31 protein-coding genes are annotated in these 24,068 nt (G+C 37.8%); 2 read left to right on the forward strand and 29 right to left on the reverse strand.

The window, feature by feature from the left end; genetic code table 11:
• Positions 1 to 23 precede the first annotated feature (23 nt).
• The 3 genes from VK70_RS17620 to VK70_RS17630 form a co-directional block, all read right to left on the reverse strand.
• Entirely contained in the window at positions 24 to 551 is a 528-nt protein-coding gene (locus VK70_RS17620) for a DNA topology modulation protein (protein WP_025694302.1), read from the reverse strand.
• A 67-nt stretch (positions 552 to 618) separates the two neighbouring features.
• Positions 619 to 1,176: an ATP-binding protein gene (locus VK70_RS17625; RefSeq protein ID WP_025694303.1), complete on the reverse strand. Its 558-nt coding sequence runs from the start codon at positions 1,174 to 1,176 to the stop codon at positions 619 to 621.
• A 61-nt stretch (positions 1,177 to 1,237) separates the two neighbouring features.
• Positions 1,238 to 1,897, reverse strand: a complete 660-nt coding sequence (locus VK70_RS17630; protein WP_025694304.1) for a spermine/spermidine synthase domain-containing protein — start codon at positions 1,895 to 1,897, stop codon at positions 1,238 to 1,240.
• 290 nt (positions 1,898 to 2,187) lie between these two features.
• On the opposite strand from VK70_RS17630, the gene VK70_RS29570 reads away from it, so the two are divergent.
• The gene (locus VK70_RS29570; protein ID WP_025695928.1) at positions 2,188 to 2,532 is read left to right on the forward strand and encodes a helix-turn-helix domain-containing protein; all 345 of its coding nucleotides are present in this window, start codon (positions 2,188 to 2,190) and stop codon (positions 2,530 to 2,532) included.
• A complete protein-coding gene (locus VK70_RS17640; protein ID WP_036640882.1) occupies positions 2,526 to 3,365 on the forward strand; it encodes an IS3 family transposase in 840 nt (279 codons plus the stop codon). The genes VK70_RS29570 and VK70_RS17640 overlap by 7 nt, the downstream gene beginning before the upstream one ends.
• Before the next feature lie 383 nt (positions 3,366 to 3,748).
• On the opposite strand, the gene VK70_RS17645 is transcribed toward VK70_RS17640, so the two are convergent.
• The 26 genes from VK70_RS17645 to VK70_RS17775 form a co-directional block, all read right to left on the reverse strand.
• Entirely contained in the window at positions 3,749 to 4,498 is a 750-nt protein-coding gene (locus tag VK70_RS17645) for a class I SAM-dependent methyltransferase (protein ID WP_025695064.1), read from the reverse strand.
• A gap of 34 nt (positions 4,499 to 4,532) precedes the next feature.
• Entirely contained in the window at positions 4,533 to 5,420 is an 888-nt protein-coding gene (locus VK70_RS17650; protein WP_025695065.1) for an aminoglycoside phosphotransferase family protein, read from the reverse strand.
• A gap of 509 nt (positions 5,421 to 5,929) precedes the next feature.
• On the reverse strand, positions 5,930 to 6,430 hold the full coding sequence (gene lepB / locus VK70_RS17660; RefSeq protein ID WP_025695067.1) for a signal peptidase I: 501 nt from the start codon (positions 6,428 to 6,430) through the stop codon (positions 5,930 to 5,932).
• Positions 6,431 to 6,624: 194 nt separating this feature from the next.
• Positions 6,625 to 7,461 (reverse strand): hypothetical protein, encoded by an 837-nt coding sequence (locus VK70_RS26630; protein ID WP_025695068.1) that lies wholly within the window; start codon positions 7,459 to 7,461, stop codon positions 6,625 to 6,627.
• A gap of 243 nt (positions 7,462 to 7,704) precedes the next feature.
• The gene (locus VK70_RS17670) at positions 7,705 to 8,418 is read right to left on the reverse strand and encodes a class I SAM-dependent methyltransferase (RefSeq protein WP_025695069.1); all 714 of its coding nucleotides are present in this window, start codon (positions 8,416 to 8,418) and stop codon (positions 7,705 to 7,707) included.
• A gap of 83 nt (positions 8,419 to 8,501) precedes the next feature.
• Positions 8,502 to 8,954 (reverse strand): hypothetical protein, encoded by a 453-nt coding sequence (locus VK70_RS17675; protein WP_025695070.1) that lies wholly within the window; start codon positions 8,952 to 8,954, stop codon positions 8,502 to 8,504.
• Between the two features lie 20 nt (positions 8,955 to 8,974).
• Positions 8,975 to 9,484, reverse strand: a complete 510-nt coding sequence (locus VK70_RS17680; RefSeq protein WP_025695071.1) for a hypothetical protein — start codon at positions 9,482 to 9,484, stop codon at positions 8,975 to 8,977.
• A 37-nt stretch (positions 9,485 to 9,521) separates the two neighbouring features.
• A complete protein-coding gene (locus tag VK70_RS17685; protein ID WP_025695072.1) occupies positions 9,522 to 10,304 on the reverse strand; it encodes an alpha/beta fold hydrolase in 783 nt (260 codons plus the stop codon).
• 221 nt (positions 10,305 to 10,525) lie between these two features.
• Positions 10,526 to 10,909 (reverse strand): DUF5071 domain-containing protein, encoded by a 384-nt coding sequence (locus VK70_RS17690; RefSeq protein WP_025695073.1) that lies wholly within the window; start codon positions 10,907 to 10,909, stop codon positions 10,526 to 10,528.
• Positions 10,910 to 11,164: 255 nt separating this feature from the next.
• Entirely contained in the window at positions 11,165 to 11,581 is a 417-nt protein-coding gene (locus VK70_RS17695) for a cytidine deaminase (protein WP_025695074.1), read from the reverse strand.
• A gap of 715 nt (positions 11,582 to 12,296) precedes the next feature.
• A complete protein-coding gene (locus VK70_RS17700; protein WP_036639740.1) occupies positions 12,297 to 12,788 on the reverse strand; it encodes a DUF6933 domain-containing protein in 492 nt (163 codons plus the stop codon).
• 236 nt (positions 12,789 to 13,024) lie between these two features.
• Positions 13,025 to 13,672, reverse strand: coding sequence for a Type 1 glutamine amidotransferase-like domain-containing protein (locus VK70_RS17705; protein ID WP_025695075.1), 648 nt, complete (start codon positions 13,670 to 13,672; stop codon positions 13,025 to 13,027).
• A 273-nt stretch (positions 13,673 to 13,945) separates the two neighbouring features.
• The gene (locus VK70_RS17710) at positions 13,946 to 14,557 is read right to left on the reverse strand and encodes a hypothetical protein (RefSeq protein ID WP_025695076.1); all 612 of its coding nucleotides are present in this window, start codon (positions 14,555 to 14,557) and stop codon (positions 13,946 to 13,948) included.
• A gap of 1,022 nt (positions 14,558 to 15,579) precedes the next feature.
• Complete coding sequence (locus tag VK70_RS29650; protein ID WP_428829526.1) at positions 15,580 to 15,774, reverse strand: CDI toxin immunity protein; 195 nt, start codon at positions 15,772 to 15,774, stop codon at positions 15,580 to 15,582.
• The gene (locus tag VK70_RS17720) at positions 15,735 to 15,962 is read right to left on the reverse strand and encodes a hypothetical protein (protein ID WP_025695078.1); all 228 of its coding nucleotides are present in this window, start codon (positions 15,960 to 15,962) and stop codon (positions 15,735 to 15,737) included. The genes VK70_RS29650 and VK70_RS17720 overlap by 40 nt, the downstream gene beginning before the upstream one ends.
• Before the next feature lie 237 nt (positions 15,963 to 16,199).
• The gene (locus tag VK70_RS17725; protein ID WP_025694510.1) at positions 16,200 to 16,640 is read right to left on the reverse strand and encodes a hypothetical protein; all 441 of its coding nucleotides are present in this window, start codon (positions 16,638 to 16,640) and stop codon (positions 16,200 to 16,202) included.
• Positions 16,641 to 16,865: 225 nt separating this feature from the next.
• Positions 16,866 to 17,423, reverse strand: coding sequence for a DUF4240 domain-containing protein (locus VK70_RS17730; protein WP_025694511.1), 558 nt, complete (start codon positions 17,421 to 17,423; stop codon positions 16,866 to 16,868).
• Positions 17,413 to 17,901, reverse strand: coding sequence for a hypothetical protein (locus tag VK70_RS17735; protein ID WP_233277702.1), 489 nt, complete (start codon positions 17,899 to 17,901; stop codon positions 17,413 to 17,415). The genes VK70_RS17730 and VK70_RS17735 overlap by 11 nt, the downstream gene beginning before the upstream one ends.
• 390 nt (positions 17,902 to 18,291) lie before the next feature.
• Entirely contained in the window at positions 18,292 to 18,819 is a 528-nt protein-coding gene (locus VK70_RS17740; protein WP_025694512.1) for a hypothetical protein, read from the reverse strand.
• A gap of 234 nt (positions 18,820 to 19,053) precedes the next feature.
• Positions 19,054 to 19,653, reverse strand: coding sequence for a hypothetical protein (locus tag VK70_RS17745; protein ID WP_025694513.1), 600 nt, complete (start codon positions 19,651 to 19,653; stop codon positions 19,054 to 19,056).
• Positions 19,654 to 19,882: 229 nt separating this feature from the next.
• Complete coding sequence (locus VK70_RS17750) at positions 19,883 to 20,308, reverse strand: NUDIX hydrolase (RefSeq protein ID WP_025694514.1); 426 nt, start codon at positions 20,306 to 20,308, stop codon at positions 19,883 to 19,885.
• Between the two features lie 220 nt (positions 20,309 to 20,528).
• The gene (locus VK70_RS17755; RefSeq protein WP_046723589.1) at positions 20,529 to 20,993 is read right to left on the reverse strand and encodes a hypothetical protein; all 465 of its coding nucleotides are present in this window, start codon (positions 20,991 to 20,993) and stop codon (positions 20,529 to 20,531) included.
• Between the two features lie 215 nt (positions 20,994 to 21,208).
• Positions 21,209 to 22,099, reverse strand: coding sequence for a toll/interleukin-1 receptor domain-containing protein (locus VK70_RS26635; protein ID WP_025693886.1), 891 nt, complete (start codon positions 22,097 to 22,099; stop codon positions 21,209 to 21,211).
• 230 nt (positions 22,100 to 22,329) lie between these two features.
• Positions 22,330 to 22,770 (reverse strand): hypothetical protein, encoded by a 441-nt coding sequence (locus tag VK70_RS26640; protein ID WP_025693885.1) that lies wholly within the window; start codon positions 22,768 to 22,770, stop codon positions 22,330 to 22,332.
• 267 nt (positions 22,771 to 23,037) lie between these two features.
• The gene (locus VK70_RS17770) at positions 23,038 to 23,427 is read right to left on the reverse strand and encodes a hypothetical protein (RefSeq protein WP_025693884.1); all 390 of its coding nucleotides are present in this window, start codon (positions 23,425 to 23,427) and stop codon (positions 23,038 to 23,040) included.
• A gap of 105 nt (positions 23,428 to 23,532) precedes the next feature.
• Positions 23,533 to 24,018: a hypothetical protein gene (locus VK70_RS17775; protein WP_025693883.1), complete on the reverse strand. Its 486-nt coding sequence runs from the start codon at positions 24,016 to 24,018 to the stop codon at positions 23,533 to 23,535.
• Positions 24,019 to 24,068: the final 50 nt, after the last annotated feature.

Consider the following 24,068-nt stretch of genomic DNA (forward strand, 5'->3'; position numbering starts at 1 on the left):
GCGAGTTTGATTTCGTGGTGTATTCACCGAGCGATTGAGAAGTTGCTTTTTAAGCTTTCTATCCATTCCTCAACCTGTCTTCTTGTTTTTACAATGATTACTTGTTGATTTTCTCTGATATGTTCAAGTTTCTTTATTGTGTTCATTCGACTTCTCTTTCTATAATTCCAAACCCATTTAACAAATTCCCAATCTAATTTCTCTGGGCATCCTTCATTCATATCAGGTCTAGCTTTCTTATGATACTTAATTCTCCGTTTAATAATTCGATACATACATAGAAGCCTTGGCATATCCAAAAAAATGATCAAGTCCGCTTTCTTAATTCTGATATCCATAGTTCTTGAGTAGTTTCCATCGATTATCCATTGATCTTCGTTCGTAAATTTTTCAACGATCTGATCCCACTCATCATTTGGTGTAGGGACCCAATTAGCATTCCAAAAATATGCATCCAAGTGTATTACCGGAATATTGAGTATTTTGATAAGCTTTTGAGATAAGGTTGATTTGCCCGATCCGCTTGAACCAATAACCAATATTCGATTCATACTGCCTCCTACTTCTTGTCTTTGCAGGGCACTTCAACAGCTGCTTTTTCATCTTTGGTATGGTTTTTTAGGTTCTTGTCGTATTGATCATTTCCAGTACTTTACTGACTCTTTCATGAACACTTGATGTGATATCCCCTTCAATCCTTAATACAGGGCACTTTAATTTAGAGATCCATTGTTCATGCATAGCCCGGCTTCTTGTTTCTACACCAGCTTCGTCATAGCTTGACGCCCATTCGATAAACTTTAGGAATGATTGGTATCGGCTTCCATTTTTTTCAATCTCTTTCCCATACCTATTTTGCTCTCGTTCAATTAACCGTTTAATCCGTATTTCCTGAGGTATCCATATGAACACTACTAAATCAAAATAGGGTACAAATATATCCCCCCAACCGCATAATGACCCCGACAATATCCATTGGGGAGTGTTGGTTAGATCCTTTTTTAGAAGGGATTGACGATCTTGAATAGGTCTTACCCTAGTAAAGGGTACGTCCGTTGGAATCCAATAGTAATCATCTGTATCCAAATGCTTATATCCTAACTTCTCTGCCAAGGCTTTCGCTAAAGTAGTCGTTCCAGAGCCAGACGCGCCAAGAATATGTATCTTATTTATCATCTATATCCACCTCACTCCCTGGGTTCGCTGTTGCAACGCTCCAATATGGCTCCCCTACTTCTTATAACTTCGATAAGTATATAAAATCTGGTTCTTCGCTTTGATTTGTATCAATTGACAATGTGGTTACAGTTGAAAAATGTATATGTAGACGCTCCAAAAAATCGGCAGATGATGAAGAACTCCAAAATGAAATAACTCCATTGGGTTTTAAAAGGCGGGAAAGAGTCTTTAATCCTTCATCGCCGTATAGGCACTTATTCTCCTGAAAAACGGTCCAGTCAGGCCCGTTATCAATATCTAAACAGATTGCATCAAATGTCTCTTGGGTTTGTGATATCCACTGAATGAGATCAGCATGAATGATGTTTGCTTTCTTATTATCCACGGCGTTTCCGGTAAATTCCGCAAAAATTGATCGATACCAGTCAATGATCTTTTCTTCGATTTCAACTACAATAACTTGTTCTGTCCGTGCATCACCGATTGCTTCCGCTAACGAGTAGCCGACACCAAGTCCGCCAATTAGCACGGAACATTTATCCTTCCCGCAGGCATCCAAGGCTGCTTTAACTAGCAATTTCTCCGATTCCCCATTATAAGTTGCCATAAGAAATGTACCATTGCTTATAATTTCATATTCTGTTCCTCGGCGTTGAAGTTGAATTTCTCCATGAGGAGTGCTGCAGCGGTCAATAATCTTTAAATAATCATCAAGCATCTATTTCGCCCCTTTACGGAATTATACCTGCTCCCATTTAGCCCAGATTTCACTTGGATTCAATTCATATCTAACCTTGTTCAACAAGCATCAAATTTAACAATCATCAAATTTGATAGTAATTAAAACACTGCTTTTTGTCAAGTTTTGGTTGTAAAAAACAAATTAAGGATATGAAAAATGCAGAAGGCCACCGAACAAACCATTCTGATATTATCCCCTTCAGGTAGACACTCAAAAAAGTCCTCATGGTATCATGAGGATAGAGTGAACTTGGAGGGGATATTTGTATGGCCAAAAAGGGACAGAAATTTCAAACCTATGGAGAAGAGTTTAAGACGGCGGCGGTTCAGGCCTATTTGGAGGGGACGGGCAGTTACACGACGGTTTCAGCCCGACTGGGAATCCGGAGTAAGACCCAACTTCAGGAGTGGGTGAAGAAGTACAAAACGGGGGAAGCGTATGACACCCGCAAGGGATTAACCAACCCTCTTAAAGGGCGGCAACGCACGAAATTTGCTAGCGTCGAGGAAGAACGGGATTATCTGAAAGCGCAGGTAGATTATCTAAAAAAGCGGTACCCAAATCTGGTCAGGGAGGTCGCCCCCGTCCGCAGGACAACTACCAAATCGTAGAGGAGTTACGCGACCGGCACGGCGTGACACGTCTGTTAGCCATTGCCGGAATCCCTAGAGCCAGCTACTACAAGTGGCGAGCAAGCGGGTCAAAGCGTAAAGAAACTCATTCGCGGGATCATGAAATCAAAGAGCATATGCTAGCGATTCACTTGATTCATCCCTACTTCGGATATCCCCGGATGAAAACCGCTTTACGGGAGGCGGGTTATCTCGTCAATCACAAGAAAGTATGGCGACTAATGAAGGAGTTGTCGATTCCCTCGGTGATCCGGAAGAAACGAAAGTACTCGAGCTACACGCCTTCTGTGGTCTACCCGAACCGGCTGAGGCGTCAGTTTCATGCGGCAGGGCCACAGCAGAAGCTGGTGACTGACATTACGTATATCTCAGACGGTGCGCGCTTTTATTACTTGTCCGCCATTCAGGACCTGTTTAACAATGAGATTGTGGCTTGGCAGATCTCAGAGCGAAATGACGTCAAGCTCGTCCTGGATACGGTCGAACAATGGACACGAAAAAGAGACGTGTCCGGGGCCGTGCTCCACTCGGATCAGGGCTTCCAGTACACGTCTGCGGCGTACAACACGCGACTCGAGGAATTCGGCGTCAAGGGCAGCCACTCTCGCAAAGCAACCTGCCTGGATAACGCCTGCATCGAATCCTTCTTTTCGCATCTCAAGACGGAGAAGTTGTACCTCCACCAGTGTAAGTCAGAAACCGAGATACATCAAGCAGTGGAGGAGTATATCTATTTTTACAATTACCAGCGATTTCAGGCCAAACTCAAACAGCGCGCACCGATTGAGTACCGGCACGCGCTGGCTGCTTAGCCTTTTTTCATTGTCTACTTGACAGGGGTATGACCATTCCGGCAGCCTTTTTAAATATTGCTAACGTTCTCCGATAGTTTAAAGGTTCTTTTTCAAATGTTAATTTTTCTTAAGAAATTCAGCATTCGAGGGGCGCGCCTGCCCCGGGTCCGACGGACTTTGATAGTCAGATTTATCTGCTGATTCAACCTTCCCTGAAAGCCTATGGAGACGAAGAGCTGTACAGATCGGAGTGGGAATGCGGTGTTATCTGACGCCGACCTTCATAACAATATCCATCAATATCTTCTGTATTTTGATCATTTTTACTAATCTGATTCATTTTATTCTTCATAAAATCGGGGAAATCTAGCATATCCCCCCCATAACATGAATTATTGTGATTAATCTTTATATCCTATCATTAGAAATCGTTCTGTAGTATCGTCAATCGGGTCAAAAGGCTTTCCATCCCATGTTGTCATCTCAATTCGGCCAAAACCGGCAGCAAGCAATAACTCTCTTGTACAATGGGTATTTACTGTTTTGGAATCGATATACTTTATTGTTATCTCAGCAGTATTTGTATTGATATAGGTTTCTTCATGTTCAATGGTTGAGGTTGCATGATTATACTCGTGACGGATTAATTTATAGATTCCCCCTTCTAAAGTCCATGTCTTGTTGAAAGTATATCTTTGTTTCTGCTTACCAAAGTTCTCGTTCCACATCTCATAGATGAACATTCCTCCACTTCGCAAAGAATTGAAGATGTTTCTAACCGGTTTAGCTGTAATCTCAATTGGATCAATCCATGTCGCAATATCAAATTGTTCTTTGAAGTCTAGGCTGTTGATATCTTGGACCAAATAGTTAGCATTTGGAAAATCACGGTTGTTATATGCAGATTGTTCAATAAACGTTTCGGATAAATCAACACCGGTTACATTATAGTCCTTGCATAACCACACTTTATGATATCTGGATAAACCACACGCTAAATCAATAATGTCTTTTCCTGAAGACTGGAACACAGATAACATTTGAGAGGCTATAAATATTTGCTCATTCTCTTCATCAAATCCCCAATTGATGTAGTCCTCATCGAAATCCTTCTCGCCGTAGCGCAGCATAGATTCCCTATTTATTTTCATTTTTTCTCCTCGTATTTAGATTTTTTATACGCAATTAGGTTAGACCATAAGGACTTATATCTTTTGCTGTAAAAAAGTGATTTAAATACCATGAAACATCATTACTCTCAAACCCTATAAGCGCCCACCTTATTGAAGAAACATTAGCATAGAATCTTGATCTATCCATTAGTGATTCCATATCATTGTAGTACTTACTTACTCTCTTTAGAAATCCCTCTCCTAGAGTATCAAGAATAACACTTACATCATGAGCCGGATCACCATAACCTGACACACCAAAATCAATTATGCCAATCAGATTATTTGCTTCTTCAAGGATGTGGTATGGAGCTAAATCCCCATGTATTAATGTTGGACTGTAATCAAGGAAATTCTTGTTTTCAAATACAGGACGAAAGATATTTTGAATGCAATCAATGACATAACTCTTCATATGTGGGAATAGTGTATTCTCTATTCTTGAATATAAATCCTTATATGATTCTTGAGTTCCATTACCAGGAAACGCACTAATATTATTTTCTTGAATTATACTCATTGGAATGGAATGCAGCTGAGATAAAAATAGACCTAGTTGATGAGCGATAAGATCCTGAATGGCTTCATTTAATTTCAAAATATTATTCCGATAGATGGGCTTCCCCTTAATATAGGAATACTTTGAAACTCCTTCATCAATCAGTTCTAGATTAGGTACTGGCATGTCAACAAATTGTCTCACAATTTGAAGTACCCTGTATTCGTTATGCAAAAGGCTTTTACTAAAATCGTGTTTGGCAAAACGAAAAACATCCCTATCATTGATTATGATCACATCGTTATGGAGACCATCCGTTAAGTTAGACTTGATTTGCTTTATTTCGATATCCGGGTATTTTTCTTGGATGTAATTTATGTATTGTGATTGTTTTTCTTCCATAAATACCTCCTGACTACGCTATAAATTCGAACTTATACTTCATCAATTTATTTAGTTTCTTATATTGATCAAAAGTACAAAAACTTATAATGCAGTCTTGTTCTAAGTTCAAAAATCGTTACCAAATTCTCCACCCATTATTGTCAGCAATGTATAGTACGGATTCTGTTCATATTCTTCTCGATCGAAGTGCTCTAACAAATAATCAATAGAAATATTACTGCCTAAACGGATTCCGAGCTCATTAAGAGTGTTTATTTGATCTTCTAATGTAATCCTCTTCTTCTTGAAGAATCTAAACATATTTTTCTCCTCATTTTTTAAACATATACATACTGTATGGAAAGCTCCAGATGAATGAAATTAATAGAATAGTACTTCTGTTAAAAAGTTGGCCTATCTCAAATAAAACGCTCGGAAGGGCTAACATTATCAAGGTAATTGGCAGGCTTGTTTGGTTCATTCCTTCAGCATATGGATTTACCCAAATTAAAATACAATTGTTCGAATTACCTTACTGATGATGGTCGTATTTTTATTACTTTACCTAGTACTTTGTCAACACTTATTGCCCCCATTATTCTACTATCCACACTGTCTCTACGATTATCACCTAGAACAAAAATTGAGTTTTGAGGTACTTTAGTCTCTGGAAAATCTAAATTGTATTTCTCACCTATTTGACTATTATTTGAAACCTCTTCCTGTATATACGTCTCATCTTGTAATACGTCATTAACATAAAGTTTATTATCAGATATCTTAACTTTGTCACCCGCTAATCCTACTACTCTCTTTATGTATTTAGACTCATTTACTGAGGTAGTAAATATTATTATGTCACCACGCTCAATCTTATGCTCTTTATAATAAGTTGGATCAACTGTTATACGATCCTGAGCTAATATAGTTGGAGCCATTGAGGGTCCGTCTGCTATATAAAATTTATAATTAGAAGATTGTATAGACCCCGAGAACAACACCATCATTATTATGAACAATACTTGCATAGCGAAAATCTCCTTGTAATGGTTTTATTCATTTATTACGTATCTTTCAGCTAACGTTATTATTTAACGAATCCGCAAGGTTGCTGCCTGACATAACTTTCTCGTATTAGCTTCTGCAGACCAAGGGCCAAACGGCCCGCTGCATGAATACGGTGTTAGGCGATGCACTCGACTTCTTAGAATACTAAAAGCCCCTACATTTTTTCTAAGTTGAATTCTTTTAATCTAATTAATTCTTTTTTTCCTCGATTTCCTTTTTTAGTGGTTGTATTTCCTTTTTCGTCAGTTCTTCGTTGTATGTAATCTCCTGTCAATAGATTGATGTCGTCTTCATCAGCTTTGTCAATTGTTGTTATTCCAGTAAAGTAACTTCCCATTGTTACACCTATTAAAAACCAATCATTATCTTGATACCTAAATCTATATTTATTGTACCATCTCCAATTACTTCCTCCATAATCGCTAACTATGACAGAACCACGATTAATGATAAGACTATCAAAAGGGTCTCCCCATACTCCTCCCTCATCAGCTTTTAAGATGACCTTATCGGCGATTATTGATATCGAATATGTATTATCTTTATTGCCGAATGCAATTAATAGTGACCTTGGAGACACCGTTTGATTAACCAAAGTCTTTTGAATTATTGTAGCAAAATCTGAAATATTATCTTTATTTAAATCACCTTCAACTATAACTGGTTCTCCTTTAACGCGTTCAAAAATATCCCATCCCTCTGGTATTATTGAATTCATGTTATTTTTCTTTTGCTCATTGTTTTCTTTTGGAGTTTGCACTTTTAATACTTCTTGAGTTGTAGTCGGAGCTATACTGGTCGTTGGGGCAACAGATAGAGTTGTTTCTGGAAGTATTGGTTTCTTTGTGGGTATCGAACCACTTTCAGTTTTTTGTTCAATGGTTGGAATGTGTGAGCTATCCGTAGCTTCATTATTATGATTTTCTGTACAACCGATTAGAATGCCTACAAGTGCGGCAATACTAATAGTTGTTGTTATTAACTTCTTCATCGAGTCATTTTACTCCATTTCTTTATTTGATTTCGAGAGTTTCACCTAACGTTACTGTATTCACGAACCCTCATCACCTTAAGGTCTTGAAGGAAACTGGCCGGTACGCGGTTAGGTGGTACTGGGTTATCTGCGTGATTCCACTCCCTGGCTTCTTAGCTTCTAGTGGATACAAGGGCCGTAAGGCCCGCTTCAGGAGTACGGTGTTACGTAAGTTGAAGCCTTCCTTGAGTTACTACTACTTCATTTCTTCCTCCAAAGACTAGCCCATAAAAATGGTACACCGAATTTCATATCTAAATCGTTACATTCATTCATCGCTCTGAGCTCGATTAAATCAAAATAATCCCCTAAAATATCTATCAATTTTTCTTTGCTATAGGCTTGCCCGCCTTTCATACTTCTTTCCCGATAAATTTCCCAATCAGTGAGTTCATATGCTCCACCTATCTCAGTAAATCCTGGAGCGAAGCAAGTTAATCCGAAATACCCCTTTGATTTGAGAGCATTAGATATCATCTGAATATATCCAACTCTCCTATGCGGCCACAAATGATGCAAACAGCCCGAATCATAAACGAAGTCAAACTCTTCCATATATTGTAGGTTAAATACAGATTTACATTCAAAATTGACACTAATATTCCTTTCTTTCGCTCGTTCCATGGCCCAGGTTATCGCTTCTTCCGATATATCTATGGCGTCTACGGCATATCCATTGAGTGTTGCATAAATTGCATTTCTTCCAGGCCCACATCCCAATTCTAACATTCGTCCTTTGTTTAACATTCCAGATTCAATATAAGAAACCAAATTCTCATCAGGATATTCTACAAAAAAAGGTATTCTCTTCGTTCTATCACTATAAAAATGATTCCAAAATGGTGCTGGTTCTCTCATTAATGAATCCAACATCGTAAGAACATCTTCTGGTTTTTTTATGATTTCTGTTGACATTTCCGAAACTTCCCATTCGTATCGTAAACTTAACCTCAATTGGTGTTAGCCGATGTTAATGTCTTTTTAAGTTACCTTAAACATTAGGAACCATAAAAATATTTGGTTTTCTTTGTTTCTTTCTTCTTCACCTTATAATTTTTACATATATAGTCCCCTATAGTTATTCTTTCGTTTGTATAATATGAATGTATTTTTATAATTTTACCATTTTTTAGATGCAATCTATAATAATCTTCTTCCGGGCTTGCTACTTTAATTTCGATCTGGCCAAATTTTTTTACGCTGCAAAACTCGATGAAATCTATTTCGTGAATAGCAATTTCAAAAAGTCTATAGCCAAAAAAGTATTTGGTCACCGTGTCATGAGACACTAGGTAATGGTTACCAATAATAACTAGAAGGACTGCAGCCGAAGGTATTGAAACGAATATGGCCAGCGCTGTGCCGTTGAAATAAATCCATATTATATTAAAAATGCTTAAAACAACTCCGAGGAAGGCTTTTACTAAAAGACTTCTTTGAAATTTCACCATCGTAATATAGCCCTTTTCTATTAGTTATTCCTATATATCATTTCGCCTTTTTCATTAAATACTTCTACTATGGCTTTTGAGGAATTAGTCCGTTTTCCAAGGGGATGATCGACAATATAAGCTTTTTCATGGTGCATAATCTTTTCAACCGAATTCCCGTCTTCAAATGTTATTTTCATTTTGTTGCCTTGCTCCAGTACATCACTTCGATGAATGATAACTCCGATAAAAGGGGTCTCATGTGATACAGCCGTTACAACTATCCGGTCCGGCCCGCCACTCCATGAGCTTCCTACATACTGAAATTCGTTATCCGCTGTTATGGACAAGGTGTACACAGAGTGATCACCTAGAATGATGGTATGATCCTTGTAGTTTTTTACTGTTAATGCTTTAACTCCTTCTGTACTTAAAAAACGTTCCAATTCCTGCTCCGTAGGTGTTCTAACCCGAATTTGCTGATTCCCATGAGCTGCACAACTGGTTAAAATCACTAATCCAAGTAAGAATAAAATGATCTTTGTTTTCATGTTTTTCCTTTCTCTTAGCGTCTATAAAAGGCTTTTCTTATCTGGAGAATTCTTTAAGTAATAATGTTTTGAATACATCTCTTGCATATCGTTCTTTCCAAGGCGTATGTCCGCAGCGATCAATTAATTCATATCTAAAATATTTTATTATTTTCGATAACGGTTCAATTACCCCCATGTATGGATGAGGATCATAAGTACCATGAATTGCGATTACTGGACAAGTGATATTCCTTCCGTATTCAAGTAACTTCCCATTCTTTCTTAATATACTTGCTTCTCCCCATACACTTTCATAAATTTCGAAATCTATATTTATATTATTTGGTTCAGTAGGTATTGAATCATAGTTATCTATCTTTGACATTAATTTCCCAAATTCACTCAAAATTTCGGCTCTGTCTACTTCTTCTTTGCTTAATTGTTCCATAATTTCATCATGCTTTATTTTATCTAAATCTGTCATTCTGCTTATTCTCGTTTGGATCATTTCCTGAACATACTTCTCTTCAAACGGTCCACTTCCTACAAGTATTAACTTATATACCAATTCCGGATAAACTGAAGAAAAGATAAAAGATAGCCAAGCCCCCCATGAATAACCAACCAAATTAACTGGAGCAATCCCTATTTCATCAATAACTTCTTTCATTTCAGTAAGTAATTCATTTATGGATCTCTTAGTCTGAAAAGGTTCGACAACACTTATTTCAGTACATAATATTTTGGATAGTGGAGCTAATTCCCCAGCCGCTGCAGGTCCTCCGTGAATTAAAAATGTGGTATAAGGCGGTGCACCATAGGTTTTATAGTTCTTCATTTGATATACATTCCTTCTTATTTATTCGGGCCTTTCAGAAAAACAGATCCAACAGCTCAACTGCATCACGACCGGCAGCGACTTGGTTATGTAGTGCAGGTGTGTCGCCTGAATACACTTCCCCGAAATGCCTCGCGGCGATCAAGGGCCCGTCAGAACCCGCAGCGCGAATGAATGTTATTAGATGTAATTACCTTCTATGAACCCACCTACAAATTAGCTTAATTCCCTAGCAATTCTCTAGCTGTAATATGTACTTCTTCAATTTTTTCTCCCTTAGTTGGTTTATAAGCTATTCGCTGAATTTGCTCTTGTAGTTGTTGTCTTAATTCAATAGGTAAATGCATTACAAAATATCTTAGGTACCATTCTTTCCAAATGTCATCATCTCCTTGGAGGACATCTTTAACATAGGGAATTACCTCTTCGGGAATTGTTAGTAACAACTTTGATATCTCAATAGCTATTGGCCAGTTTATGTCTTGTAGCCACATTAATAAATTCGGAATGAGTAATATCAATTCTTCTTTATCTAGTTTTTTCAAGTCGTTTACTCTCTCGAAGTCATGTTTGTCTCTTGGCAAACGATTTAATAAATCATCCATCTTTTATAAATCCTTTCTAAACTCCTTGTAACTATTTCTGATAACGTCCCGGTATTCACGAACCCGTCAGGGTTGTCTGCAGATATAACCTCTTCGCCTTAGCTTCTGGAGACCAAGAGACCGTAAGGTCCCGTCGCGTGAATGTTATGTTATACGATGTTAATATCTTCTTAGACATTCATGTCGCTTACGCGGCACCATCTGATGATGAAATAACGTTATTTCAGGATAGACTCCCCTAACTAATTTTAGTCTTTATTCTGTTCTTATATATTTATCCGGTAATAATTCGTGAATTTTCTTCTTTATATAATTATCAGTTCCCTTTAAAATGACCTGTGTCTCTGTTCCATAATCGCTTATCAGTTCCCTGCAGATTCCGCAGGGCGATACTACTTCTATCTTTTGTTCCTTTTGAGTGGGATCAGGATGTCTTACGGCTACGATCGTATCAAAATCACTTTCTCCTTCTGATATGGCTTTGCCTATTACAATCGCTTCGGCACATACGGATACCCGTCCAATATAAGCCTCTAAATGTACCGCCGAGTATATTTTCCCTGTTTTTGTTCTAATCGCTGCCCCGATGTGGTGCTTGCCATCTTTGTATAGTTTTTTTATTGTGTTCTGTGCTACCTCAATGAGTTCTAAATCTGCTTTTTCTAAAGGCATTTTCGAATCCACTCCTTGGAATATGTATCTGCATTAATGTCGTAAAACCTCTTAGCATTCACGAACCCGAGAGCGTTATCTGCTGATTCCGCTTCCTTGAAAGCCCTCTTGCAAACCAAGCGCAGTCAGCGCCCGCTGCGTGAATACCGTGTTAGGCGATGCATTCGACTTCTTACAAATACTAAAAAACCCTTACATGTTTTCTAAGTTGAATTCTTTTAATCTAAATAACTCAACTTTCGCAGAGCCAAAGTTAGTATAACTCCAGAACAGACATGAGTTTAGCCATCATAAACTAATTCGCTTGTCAAAATAGAAAAACACCGCTTCGTTTGATAGAGTGAAAGTGTCCGCAATCACTAAATCACAGAAGAGGTGTCCCTTCCATGATAAAACAAAAATCATCCTTCGATCAACTCCCTGCTGAAATTCAGCCGGCCTTTCAGGAACTCGGCGTTGAGCTTCATGATATGCTCTCCCAATTTCCTTATAGTGTTTGTAGCTCTTTATATATGCTGCATCTTTCACATAACGTTCTGGCATTCACGAACCCGAGAGGCTTAAGGCGCCAGCCGCCGGGTCAGACAGACTTAGCCAGTGCAGGGGTTGTCTGCTGCCTTACTTCCTCGCCGTAGCTTCTGCAGACCAAGGGACCGTCAAGGCCCGCTGCGTAGAATGTATTGTTATGTGATGCCTGTGCCTTCCTTGAGTACTCTTACAAATAATTCCTTTCAATAGCTTCCTTAAATACATTTATTGGTTCCTTATAGTCAATTGGTTTGTAGATTAATCTATTTAGCCATTTCATTTGCTCTTCCTTACTTTCAAATTCCATTTGCGTTTCTGTACTATACATTGTTATTTCTTTCATTGTACCCAAGACACTTCTATTATTAGTTTTTGATACCCTCACTTCTGAACCGTCTCTCATATACGACGCTATTAATTTCTGTTCAATTCCTTCGCTTACCAGATAGTCCAAAAGTGCCGACAGAAATTTACCTATTAAATTATTTAACTGTGTAGCCCTAACTCCATCTATTATCACACTCAACCGACTTAAATCATTGATAAGTAGGATATGTTTCCGATTGTTCAATCGAATAATATTTGCATGCCAGCTAAAAAGAGGGAATTCGAGTTCATTCTCTTGAGGGGTAGCCCTCATATCTTTCAATAGAGTTTGAGTAAATCTTAAAACGAACATTTTCAGTTCATTCCTTTCCTCACTATTCTTGCATAGGTTTCACATAACGTTCCCGCATTCAAGAACCTGAGATGCTTAAGGGGCGCCAGCCCCGGGTCCGACGGACTTAGCCAGTGCAGGGTTGTCTGCCAGTTCATAACCTCCTCGCTTTAACCTTCTGCAGACCAAGGGCCGTGAGGCACGCCGCATGAATACGGTGTTAGGCGATGCACTTGACTTCATTGAAATAGCTTAAACTATTGATTTGGTTCTATGATTTGTAGGCCACCAATTGGTTCAACCTTTGAATTGTTTATTACAATTCCATCACCATCTTTACAAGCATAAACAATAGTGTTTCTTTCTCTTGCATATTTTCTTAGTAATTTTATTGTTTCTTCCGATTCATCCCAATGCGGCATAAATTGAAAATCAACTAAACCCAAAGCATTCAAATCATCAAGACAAACATGATCCTGATCAGCATCTTCACCATACCCAGCAAGCTCAATTGTCTTTGACATCATGATACTTCCAGCACTGACGCCAATTAGAATTCCTCCACTATTCACGTAGGAACGAATTGATTCGATTATTTTTCGTTTCTTTAAAAGGTTTAGAAAATTAAATGTGTTTCCACCCGATAAATGAATCGCATCATAATCGAATATGTGAGAGAATGTGTCTCCATCATACTCTACATCCAAGTCGAAATAATCGATTTTTGCAATCCCTAGCTTCTTGTAATATTCAGATGTTGCTTGAAAGTACTTTCTATGCAAATCGGAACATGAAGGTATATACCCGATTGAAGGTGTCTTATGTTCGAACAAACTGATCAATCTACGATTCAATTCAACATTTTCTTTTTTTAATTGATCACTAAATAAAACCAATTTAGTCATTGTATTTCAGCTCCTTTCTTACAGAAACACGGTAGGTTATGTATTTTTATGATCCTTTATACTTGCAGGTATTTCGCCTAACGTTCCCGCATTCACGAACCGGAGAGCCTTAAGGGCCATAGGCCCGGCTGCGACGCGGTTAGGTTCGCAGGGTTGTCGCCTGAATCGCTCCCCTGATATCCCTCTGGCGACCAAGGGACTCGGAGAGTCCCGCTGCGTGAATGCATTGTTATGTGATGTAAACGACATCTTCAAATAACTAGGAGAGCCCTTTCAATGATTACTTCTCACGGATTCCAACTTATCTATTATTCTGGTCACGCATTCGGGAAAATGTGTATTAAATTCACGACGCTTAGATTGAATTGTCGTGGTGTTAACATCAATAAAATCACATTCTCTAGCCAGTACTATGAATTGTTTCGGCAAATTTTCTTGAAAAGTTATATATGCCGTTATACTGTGTCCATCACTTTTATGCGGCCTGTCCTTCCATGGAGTCTTAGTGCCCTGACAAGAATATTTAGTTCGAAGTCCCATTAAGTTTAATCTATTTATTATGTCTACAATTTCCTCATCAATTTCATTATTGTTACGTCGCTCTACGGTATCCTTCTTGATATTGAACTGTTCCCGGTAATTTATGTCTCCACAAAATTTTGAAATAAATCGTTTATAATGATTGTCACTATAGTCACTAACGAGAAAGTGCCTATAATACTCATCAACAATATGGTTATTGATATCAAACAGTCTAATATTACAAGTATAGCAGCCTTCATTGTTATCAGGTTGAAAATCATAAGTATATGCAGACAATGTAAATACAGCCCTTTTGCCTTCCTCGATTTTCCGCCTTGTCTTTTCTTCCAGTATGAGCCCCACAAAATCCCTCCTATTCAGAACATTTCATGATCTTTCCGTTGATTTCACATAACGTTGTTGTATTCACGAACCCGAGAGGCTTAAGGCAGAAAAGCTGCCGAGTCGAAGACTTAGCCTCGCAGGGTTGTCTGCAGCTGTTACCTCTTTGCCTTAACTTCAGCAGACCAAGGGCCGAATGGCCCGCAGCGTGAATGCATTGTTATCCGATTCACCTATCTTCCTGAACTTACTCATATAAATCATTAGTCGTGTTTATCATCTTTAAAAACTTCTTTCATCAAGCCTTATTGGATTTCATATTTGCCTTATCGTACATACAAATTATTCTGTTCAATTATTGTTTGATACTCTTTATTTTTATAATGAATCGGGAAACTAAGATCGAAGTTACCTCTTATCACTGACTCTCCATAATTAAAAATATAGTCGCAAAAGTGAATTTCTCTTGTTGATAATTTTAGAAATAGTTCGATCTCATTAATGTCCTCGATTTGTATGATCTTACTCGCTTGATTCCTTATAATGTTTAATTTCTTTAGTTCCTTTTGGGTTATTAGCCCACGATTCATCTTCGGTAGTTCTTCTATAGATTCACCTAAATGAACGAAACAATTTGACGAACCTCGTTCCTTAAACAAGGACTTAAATAAGTTTATAAATTTATCCTCATGCTTTAAATGATATTCATATGGATGGATCAATATCTTAGCTTCTTCTTCAGATAGACAATAACTAAAAACATCAAGTACTCCAGTATATGTGAATCCCTTACTCAAGGATTCTTCTTGAACTACGTCGTCAAGTAGTCTATAAAGTTGGGTATTTAATTTTATGAATTGCAATAAAAATTCCCCTTAAATATTTTACTTTAGGTGTTTCGGATAACGTTATTGTATTCCTGAACCCGCCAGGGTTGTCTGCAGATTTAACCTCCTCGCCTTAAACTTCTGCAGACCAAGGAGCGTAAGCGACGCAGCAGGAATATGGTGTTATAGGATGTTGACTGCTTCTTCGATTTATCTTTATTTAATCGTCCCTTGATTAGTGCTTATAGTTCTCGTAATTGTTCCTTCGTGAAAAAACTCAATAACATATTTATTGGGTTTATATAGCCATACATCCGGAGATACCGCAGTGACATCATCAATGTTCTTAATAATTTTTTCAAGTCCGGCTTCTAGTACTGGGTTTGTACCATGACTCCATACGATATACATCTTTCGTCTATATCATTATCAAATAATTCATATATTTCTTCGGTCTTCTTCTCACTATAGATAATAGTTCCGTCTCCAAGAGCAGCAATACATTCTTCAAATAATGTATCGAATACTTGTTTTTGCTCTTTGGCCTTTTGTCTTTGGAGTAGTATATAAAGTCTTTCTTTTCGTTTATTTGCGTCCATCTTTAGTCCTCATAATAATCCATTGTCAATTTCCCATAACGTTTCCGCATTCACGAACCCGAGAGGCTTAAGGCAGCGCAGCTGCCAAGTCGAAGTAGCCTCGCAGGGTTGTCTACAGCATTAACTTCCTTGCTTAACTTCTGCAGACTAAGGGCCCGCTAGGGTCCGCAGCGTAAATGCAATGTTATATGCCGTCAGGCTCTTCTTAGAAGTACTCACACGCTTTTCTTGTCCTCATTAATAAATCATAATCCCTTCGATCTCTCTAATCCTTAATATTTCTTGTCGATCGGTCGTTTTGATAAATCCTTGAATCTCATGGGCTATGGTTATTAACCATTCTTCTTTGTTTTTATAAAAACATAAATCTTCTAATAATTCAGGTTGCATCCATTGATAAAGTCTTTCTGCCTTATTGGTCAATAATTGTTCCAATTCTGGTTTGCAATCAAAATAGTATACATCCGCATTATGTCCCAATAGTTGTGTTCCTGGCCATTCATTTTGTTTCCTTATTGCTGTTACATATGGTTTTAATTCTTTAATTAATAATTCACTGTTTTTACTTAATTCGATTTGATCTCTTTTGACTAAAATGAACTCATCGCATATGTTAAATGCCAGTGATATTAGTTGCTTGTATGTATTTCCAACTGGTTCTTCTAGTATCTCTATCATTAGAATCTCCTTGAATTTGATATTGTGATCTTTAATCTCTTGCCTGATTGCATATAACGTTGGTGTATTCACGACGTCGCACCACCATAAGGTCACGTACTGACCTTATGGTGGTGCGGATGTGTCCCGGCAATCACTTCTCAGACTTATCTTCCGGACCGAGGGGGCTTGTCCCCCGATGCGTGAACACATTGTTATAAGATGTCCTCGCCTTCGAAGCGTCCCCTAGGTTAGTGGATTCTCTCCAAATCTATCCCATAATAAAGGATACCTTTCCTCTAGGTCTTCTTCCTCCCAATCTAATTTAATATCTATTGGTTCAAATGTATAACCTCGAGCTTCTAATTCATTAAAAAAATCTGTGTAAGTATCCTCGTTATACTCGAACGTACCGGTTTTTTGATAAGTGTACGCATCTGAAGACACTGATAATATTTCTTCCAACTGGGGTGCAAATTCATCTTCTTGTAAATTATCTTCCGTCAAATATTCGGCTAGAAATTCAGGATTATTTATTGCCTGATTGAATACTTCTTCTCCTCGGGAGATTAGCCAACCCCTGAAGTAATCAAATCCATCATCTGAACATCCTCCCATTATTACAAAAGCTGCACCCCATAATGAAGATGTATATGATTGTTCCAACTTATTCCTAAACTTTATTTCGAATTCAAGGATCTCTTCATTCTCTTTCTTTACCAATTCTTGGATTAACCATTCTACTTGTTCTGCACCGTGCTTTTTTGAATTAGCTATTAATTCCCAGAAGTATTTAGTCGTCATAGGTATAGATCTCCTTTGGTTTCGAGATTTCATTAATAAAGTGATTTATTTTGTCGGTTTTAAAATACATCGGTTTGATTCGGGGCTCATTCTTTAAATCTTGCAGCCATTCTACCTTTCTATCCCTATACTGATTAACTTCAAGCTGCGTAACAAATGGATCGATTGCAAATCCCTTAGCCTTTAAGAGTAAGGCGAATAATTTTTCTGTGCTATCCATCGACCTTGAAAGATTAAATTCTACTTGGCTAACTTCATGGTTATATGTCTTCCGTATATCGTTTTTTTCGCCTTTATAGTTATTTTCAAAATCCTCATACACGGTATCCGTCCATCTTAAATCCGTATAAATATGCAAAAAATAACCCAATACAAATTCTTTCCACTCCGTCTCCGATCGTTTCGACAAATATTCACGGCACTTCTCCATGATCACTTCCTTGGCCGGTAATTTATCGTTATGTACAAGATGGGTCACGCCTTTTCTTCCCTGGATACGTGGCCTCTCATATGTATGGCATCCGGAGCGATACTGCCTAATAAAAGCTCGGGAGTAGAATTACCATCCGTTAAGATTTCTGAAATTGCAAAATGAACCATAGGCCAAGGCAAATCAATTCCTCCCTTGATATCTCCCTCAATTATGCTCTTGCTGGAATTTCAGTTAACGTTCCTCGCATTCACGACGTTAAAGCGGCTTAAGGCACGCGGTGCCAGGTGGCTCCGCCATTTAGCCGGTTGGAATGTGCCCGGTGTCCCTACTTCCCTGAAATGCCTCTTCCGGACCAAGGGTCGGGCTTGTCCCAGCCCGCTCGTTGAATGCAACGTTAGACAAAGTATTGTGACTTCATTGAGTTTACTTCAATCTTTATTGTAATCTTCTCTTTATTTTTATTTCTTGCATTATGTCCTTATATTTTTCAAGATCGTATCGAAACTCTAATTTATTGGATATCATTAAACTTTTGAGTTCTTCTAATCTCTGTATTAACTCTTCTGTAAATTCGATTATATTTCTCCATGAAAAAACAAATTTATTAGAACTCTTAATTGTTCTCTCCATAAACGGTGATTGTTGTGTTGTCCAAATCATCGTCTCATAGTTATGTACAACGTTCACATAATACCCTCCACAACCGAAAATACCACAAGTGCAAGTAAACATGGGATACTTCCCCGGATAAAGTAACGATTTGAAATAAACATCTTCTACAAACACTTCATCTTCATATAGTTTATGGCCGTTTATATATAAGGAGATCCTCCAATCAATAACAGGCATTAGTACTCTCTTGTGTTTAGAAATATTCTTGTATTCTTTTCTTCTGTCTATCTCAACCTCAATAGATAATAAATCTTGTTTATTATCATTGCCCTTCTTTGAAAAAATCTTCATGATCCTCTCCAAGGTTGTTCTGATTTTAAATTAAGATCATCACTATATTTCGCCTAACGTTTTCGCATTCACAAACCTGAGAGCTTAAGGTGCGTTAGCGACGGGTCGAAAACTTATCCTCGAAGGGCTGTCTGCAGCCTTAACCTCTTCGCCTTAGCTTCTGCAGACCAAGGGATCGTCAGGCCCCGCGCGTGAATGCTGTGTTAGCTGATGTTCCTGCCTTCCTCGAGTATCTTAAGAGTCTATACCTACAAGAAACCACTCATACATCTTCTCTTTCATTATTTGGGCTATCCTTTGATCTTTCCGATAAATCCATTGATATAATGGTTTATCAATAAAACACTCCAGATCTCTTTTTGATTCTTCAAGATTATCTAGAAGTTCTTTATATTTAAAATCAATATAATAGCTTTCTATTGACTCAGGGTCATCAGACCAGACCCTAGCCAAGTCACCAATGTATGTAATTACCGGGAAAGGATCATGACCAAGCCACGGACTCTCTTTCTTGGTTACGGAATTATAAATATCTCTAAATTGCTCAAGGCCACAGCAGCAACTTGGCATAATAAGTTTATTCTCGCTTTCAAAAAAGGCAATACCACCTAAAATAGCCACTGAGTCTTTAACTAACAATTCATTAAAAGTATCATCCATTGATTGATCTATGTTGATACTGTTATATCCAAATAGATGTACTAAGAAAAGTTCCACCTCTGATGAGTTGCAGTTAGTAGATAAAACAAGAAATTCTATGCGATCAACATCTTGATCAAACCAAGTTGGACAATCGTAATATGGTTCTCTAATAACGGGTTTTGTATAGGACATCTTGATTACACACCTCTGTTTATATAACTGCAGGATTTCAGCAAACGTTTCCGTTCACGAACCCGGGAAGCTTAAGGCACGAAAGCGCCGGGTCGCTAGACTTAGCGTCGCAAGGTTGTCTGCAGCCATAGCTTCCTCACCTTAGCTTCTGCAGACCAAGGGACCTTCAGGTTCCGCAGCGTGAATGCTGTGTTATATGAAGGATATGTCTTCTTTGAAATCGCTAAGTTTATCTTCTTCCTTGATCAGTATATGGTATTTCTAAGTTTTTATTTATTAGTATTCTTATTCCTTCTTCATAATACGGCATTAATTGTTCTGCTTCATTAATGTCTTTCCATGTTATCTCAGTTATTTCATCTGGTCTTTCGACCCGTTCATGACCATTTATAATCTCGCCGTTAAAAGTAAAAAACACAGCATGTTCCTGCCTATCTTCAAAAATGCATTCATTAACTGCAACTATGCCGAATACATTCACTTCATATCCAGTTTCTTCTTTCGCCTCTCTAATTGCAGCTTGTTTTAGTGTTTCTCCTTTTTCTACCGCTCCTCCTGGTAAGGTCCAATTATTATCGTCTTTGTTCTTTACCATCAAGATTTTAGTTTTGTTTTCTTTAGTTATTATTGAGTAGGCTACATCAATTCTATTCAAAGTTACATCCCCTTTAGTTTTTTTGTATATCTTTGATATAACGTTTCCGCATTCACGAACCCGAGAGGCTTAAGGCGCTTCAGCGCTGGGTCGAAGACTTAGCCTCGCAGGGTTGTCTGCAGCCATAGCTTCCTCGCCTTTGCTTCTGCAGACCAAGGGACCATTAGGGCCTGCAGCGTGAATGCATTGTTAACTGATGTCACTAACTTCATCGAATTACTTAATATACAATGATTCTCCTAAATTTCTCTTCGTTATTAAATAGTTTTGCCCGTATATTGATTCCATTTTCATAATTCTTCTCATCTATTATTCCTGCAAACATCGGATCTACCTTCATTTCCTTTGTAATCTTGGTAGCAATTATATAGGGGTACTCTGTATGGGGGTTTGGTGTATGGATATAAAGCGAATCACAGGTTCCACTCTCTGCATCAATATGAATCCATGTTTGAAACGGTAGCTTACTATTTCTCGAATGGTCTTCTACTCCATCCAAGAAATTAAGCAACTCTTTAATATGACTTCTACGATGCTTCAAACTTATGTTGCTAATGCCTTTTCCTTCAACATGTACGTGCCACATATTGTACCAAGATTCTTTATCATCCAAATGTAAGGGTATGTTTATTAAATTTTTTCTTATTCTTCTATAGTGTTTTTTTAGTCCTCTAGTCTTTTTCATGTTTCCTCCATTTCTTCGCTGATTTCAGTTAACGTTATTGTATTCACGAACACGAGAGCCTTAAGTGACCGGAGGGAACGGGGCGCCAGACTTAGGCTCGCAGAGGTTGTCCGACTGAATCTATATTCTGGCTTCTCAACTTCGGTCCGGATCAAGGAGCGACAGCGACGCATCGCGAATATGGTGTTAGCCGATGTTCATGTCTTCCTGATCTATTAGAAGAGATTTTCTCCCTTATACCAGTTGAATTTTTTTACAATCTCTTTAGCAGTATCATATATTTCGTCTCCTCTAGAAAATCTCTCTGTAAAATAATATGCATCTTTAGTTGGTTTCCCATAACTCCTGTTAAAATCATCCATAATTCTCCAAACATACTCATCACATGAATTCACTGAATTTCCAATATAAATATCAAAATCACTGACTTTTAAATTATTTGGATTTGTTTCATCCTTAAAAGAAGCCATATATGAGTTACTCACACCAACAAGCTTTATTGATACAGATTTTCTAGCCTGTTTATTATAAGTACTGAGTGTAATTGAAAACTCATTTCCTGTTCCACCTACCCATGCGCTCCAATTGAAATCTTTCGCTCTATCGACAAGAGTAGTGACTAACTCTTCAAATTCCCTTATCTTATATTGTTTCCAATCAACTTTTCTATACTTAGTGAATTTCCTCCAATTATCTTGAGTAATTGTTTCTGTTTCTTCTATTCCGAAGATAGCCGCTAGTTCATTAAAACCATTTTCATAATCGTTTCTAAAATCTGCAAATCTTCTATCAGCTAAGAAATATGGAATTTCACACTCTCTATAATATATTGGTAATACAAACACCTTCTTCTGCTGCATCTGTTTTACCCATGCTGCTCCTAATTCGCTCCTTACCCATTCTGACTTTAAAGACTCTGGGGAAAGTATAATCCCCAGATACTCATTCTCACGTATTCCATCTTCAATCTTCCATGTTATTGAATCACCTATCTTAATCTCCCACTTATCAAACCATACATTTACCCCAATTCGTTTTAAATCTCTTGCTAATTTTTCTACAAAGGGTTTATCAAAACTAGTATGGCTTAAAAAAATACTAGGCATTTAAAATATTACCTCCTTAACACATGAATTTCGGCTAACGTTTCCGTATTCACGAACCAGAGAGGCTTAAGGCAGTACAGCTGCCGGGTCGTCAGACTTAGCCTCGCAAGGTTGTCTGCAGCCGTAACCTCCTTGCCTTAGCTTCTGCAGACCAAGGAGCCGTTAGGGTCCGCAGCGTGAATGCAATGTTATACGCAGTTCCTTACTGCCCGAATAATCCTCAAATTTGTTTATTTATTCTTTTCTATATCTACTGATCCTTTTAGTTTGTTTATTGTCTTTAATATTACTTCTCGGTTATTCTTTTCCTTTATCCATTTAGGCAATCTACTAAAGAGTCCTTGATTATACCATCCTAATTTCTCATGTTTATTACTTTCACGTAGTTTTGCTTGTACGTAGTTTTCTATAAATTCCAAATGTCTTAAGTTATATGCCCATAGTGTATTTCCTTTACAATTTGCTACTAGCCATAGTTCATGATTATTCGAACCTTCTTCTATTCTTCCACAGTGATTACATACAAAAGTCTTCTTTTTAAAAAGGTTAAATATTTTCTCTTTACTATTTGTTGTTACAGTTGCACATTTGCTACAACTAGGGCACTGTACCAAAAAAATATCAGCAAAATCATAAAGATGTAATCTGGGATCTTTAAATCTTGGCACCATGAGAGAACACCTTCTCCGTCAAAAAATTAATATTTTCAGTTTTCTAGGAATTGCGTATAACGTTTCCACATCATGAACCCGAGAGGCTTAAGGCGCGCCAGCGCTGTGTCGTAAGACTTAGCCTCGGAGGGTTGTCTGCAGCATTAACTTCCTTGCTTAACTTCTGCAGACCAAGGGCCCGCTAGGGTCCGTTCCGCAGCATGAATGCAATGTTATACGACGCATTGGCTTCCCTGTAATACATTCAACATTGTTATATTAGTCTTGTTATTCTTCACTTAGATCGTTAATATGCTCGGGTACTCCTGAGTTCGTTTTAACATTAAATTCTTTACCATCAATATAAATATCCAGGAAATCCCAATACACTACGAATCGATCTTTTTCCTTTAAATATATAAAATCCATCCAACCATCTGCGACTAGCCGATCTTCCTTATTAAAAATCATAATTCCTGAAAAGTTCTCTACTAAACCATCCAAATACTTTAAACACTTTCCTTCAATACAACTTTCAGACCAATCAAATCGAAGATCATCAAGGTAGCTGTTATAATTATTTAAGTCCTTTATTAATTGCCTTTCGACTTCTTTTCTTAGGTGCTGACCCATGCAAGTTGAAAGACCCATATCTTTATAATTTGGTTTAATTCGCATTGCTTTCCTCTTCTATAATTATTTTTCCCAATGTTTCCTATAACGTTCTTGCATTCACGAACTCTCATCAACTTAAGCTCCGAAGGAGCGGCTGCGCTTGCGCAGTTAGTCGGTGCAGGGTTGTCCGCTGAATCCACTTCCCGAAATGCCTCTTTCGGACCGAGGGCAGTTTGGCCCGATGCGTGAATGCTGTGTTAGACGATGTACTTCCTTCTCTGAGCTACTTGAAATCATTCTTTTTCGAAATCGTCCTTCATCATCATGGTTCTCATAATATGACGTGATCGTTAATGTAAATCCAGGAATTCCAATATCCCCATAAATGATGAATTTAAAATCCTTGTTCTTATATATTTTCTTTAAGTATTCATCCAGCTTACTTTCAACAAAGAGTAATGATCTCGTTACATCCTCTATATTTAGAGTCCCTTTCCTTAGTAAACGTGTAAATCCATGAATATATCTATAGTTAGTTCTCGCTTCTAGAGCAATCAGAGTTGGATCATTAGAGAAAAGAAGGTCTGGTTGTTCTGTGATTTGTTGTATTTCTTTATAGGCTTTTTGAGCATGTTTGCTTAAAAAATCAAGCATGTTGGTTCCGTTCTTTATTTTAGTAGTCTTTCCGTAATTTCACCTAACGT

Source organism: Paenibacillus durus ATCC 35681 (genome assembly GCF_000993825.1).
In the GTDB taxonomy this organism is placed as follows: Bacteria; Bacillota; Bacilli; order Paenibacillales; family Paenibacillaceae; genus Paenibacillus_AQ; species Paenibacillus_AQ durus_B.

Excerpts from the sequence above, each read along its gene's own strand:
- VK70_RS17620 (WP_025694302.1), bottom strand. The coding sequence starts at position 551 with ATGAATCGAATATTGGTTATTGGTTCAAGCGGATCGGGCAAATCAACC.
- VK70_RS17625 (WP_025694303.1), bottom strand. The coding sequence starts at position 1,176 with ATGATAAATAAGATACATATTCTTGGCGCGTCTGGCTCTGGAACGACT.
- VK70_RS17630 (WP_025694304.1), bottom strand. The coding sequence starts at position 1,897 with ATGCTTGATGATTATTTAAAGATTATTGACCGCTGCAGCACTCCTCAT.
- VK70_RS29570 (WP_025695928.1), top strand. The coding sequence starts at position 2,188 with ATGGCCAAAAAGGGACAGAAATTTCAAACCTATGGAGAAGAGTTTAAG.
- VK70_RS17645 (WP_025695064.1), bottom strand. The coding sequence starts at position 4,498 with ATGAAAATAAATAGGGAATCTATGCTGCGCTACGGCGAGAAGGATTTC.
- VK70_RS17650 (WP_025695065.1), bottom strand. The coding sequence starts at position 5,420 with ATGGAAGAAAAACAATCACAATACATAAATTACATCCAAGAAAAATAC.
- lepB (WP_025695067.1), bottom strand. The coding sequence starts at position 6,430 with ATGCAAGTATTGTTCATAATAATGATGGTGTTGTTCTCGGGGTCTATA.
- VK70_RS26630 (WP_025695068.1), bottom strand. The coding sequence starts at position 7,461 with ATGAAGAAGTTAATAACAACAACTATTAGTATTGCCGCACTTGTAGGC.
- VK70_RS17670 (WP_025695069.1), bottom strand. The coding sequence starts at position 8,418 with ATGTCAACAGAAATCATAAAAAAACCAGAAGATGTTCTTACGATGTTG.
- VK70_RS17675 (WP_025695070.1), bottom strand. The coding sequence starts at position 8,954 with ATGGTGAAATTTCAAAGAAGTCTTTTAGTAAAAGCCTTCCTCGGAGTT.
- VK70_RS17680 (WP_025695071.1), bottom strand. The coding sequence starts at position 9,484 with ATGAAAACAAAGATCATTTTATTCTTACTTGGATTAGTGATTTTAACC.
- VK70_RS17685 (WP_025695072.1), bottom strand. The coding sequence starts at position 10,304 with ATGAAGAACTATAAAACCTATGGTGCACCGCCTTATACCACATTTTTA.
- VK70_RS17690 (WP_025695073.1), bottom strand. The coding sequence starts at position 10,909 with ATGGATGATTTATTAAATCGTTTGCCAAGAGACAAACATGACTTCGAG.
- VK70_RS17695 (WP_025695074.1), bottom strand. The coding sequence starts at position 11,581 with ATGCCTTTAGAAAAAGCAGATTTAGAACTCATTGAGGTAGCACAGAAC.
- VK70_RS17700 (WP_036639740.1), bottom strand. The coding sequence starts at position 12,788 with ATGTTCGTTTTAAGATTTACTCAAACTCTATTGAAAGATATGAGGGCT.
- VK70_RS17705 (WP_025695075.1), bottom strand. The coding sequence starts at position 13,672 with ATGACTAAATTGGTTTTATTTAGTGATCAATTAAAAAAAGAAAATGTT.
- VK70_RS29650 (WP_428829526.1), bottom strand. The coding sequence starts at position 15,774 with ATGTATATCGTATGGAGTCATGGTACAAACCCAGTACTAGAAGCCGGA.
- VK70_RS17720 (WP_025695078.1), bottom strand. The coding sequence starts at position 15,962 with ATGGACGCAAATAAACGAAAAGAAAGACTTTATATACTACTCCAAAGA.
- VK70_RS17725 (WP_025694510.1), bottom strand. The coding sequence starts at position 16,640 with ATGATAGAGATACTAGAAGAACCAGTTGGAAATACATACAAGCAACTA.
- VK70_RS17730 (WP_025694511.1), bottom strand. The coding sequence starts at position 17,423 with ATGACGACTAAATACTTCTGGGAATTAATAGCTAATTCAAAAAAGCAC.
- VK70_RS17740 (WP_025694512.1), bottom strand. The coding sequence starts at position 18,819 with ATGAAGATTTTTTCAAAGAAGGGCAATGATAATAAACAAGATTTATTA.
- VK70_RS17745 (WP_025694513.1), bottom strand. The coding sequence starts at position 19,653 with ATGTCCTATACAAAACCCGTTATTAGAGAACCATATTACGATTGTCCA.
- VK70_RS17755 (WP_046723589.1), bottom strand. The coding sequence starts at position 20,993 with ATGAAAAAGACTAGAGGACTAAAAAAACACTATAGAAGAATAAGAAAA.
- VK70_RS26635 (WP_025693886.1), bottom strand. The coding sequence starts at position 22,099 with ATGCCTAGTATTTTTTTAAGCCATACTAGTTTTGATAAACCCTTTGTA.
- VK70_RS26640 (WP_025693885.1), bottom strand. The coding sequence starts at position 22,770 with ATGGTGCCAAGATTTAAAGATCCCAGATTACATCTTTATGATTTTGCT.
- VK70_RS17770 (WP_025693884.1), bottom strand. The coding sequence starts at position 23,427 with ATGCGAATTAAACCAAATTATAAAGATATGGGTCTTTCAACTTGCATG.
- VK70_RS17775 (WP_025693883.1), bottom strand. The coding sequence starts at position 24,018 with ATGCTTGATTTTTTAAGCAAACATGCTCAAAAAGCCTATAAAGAAATA.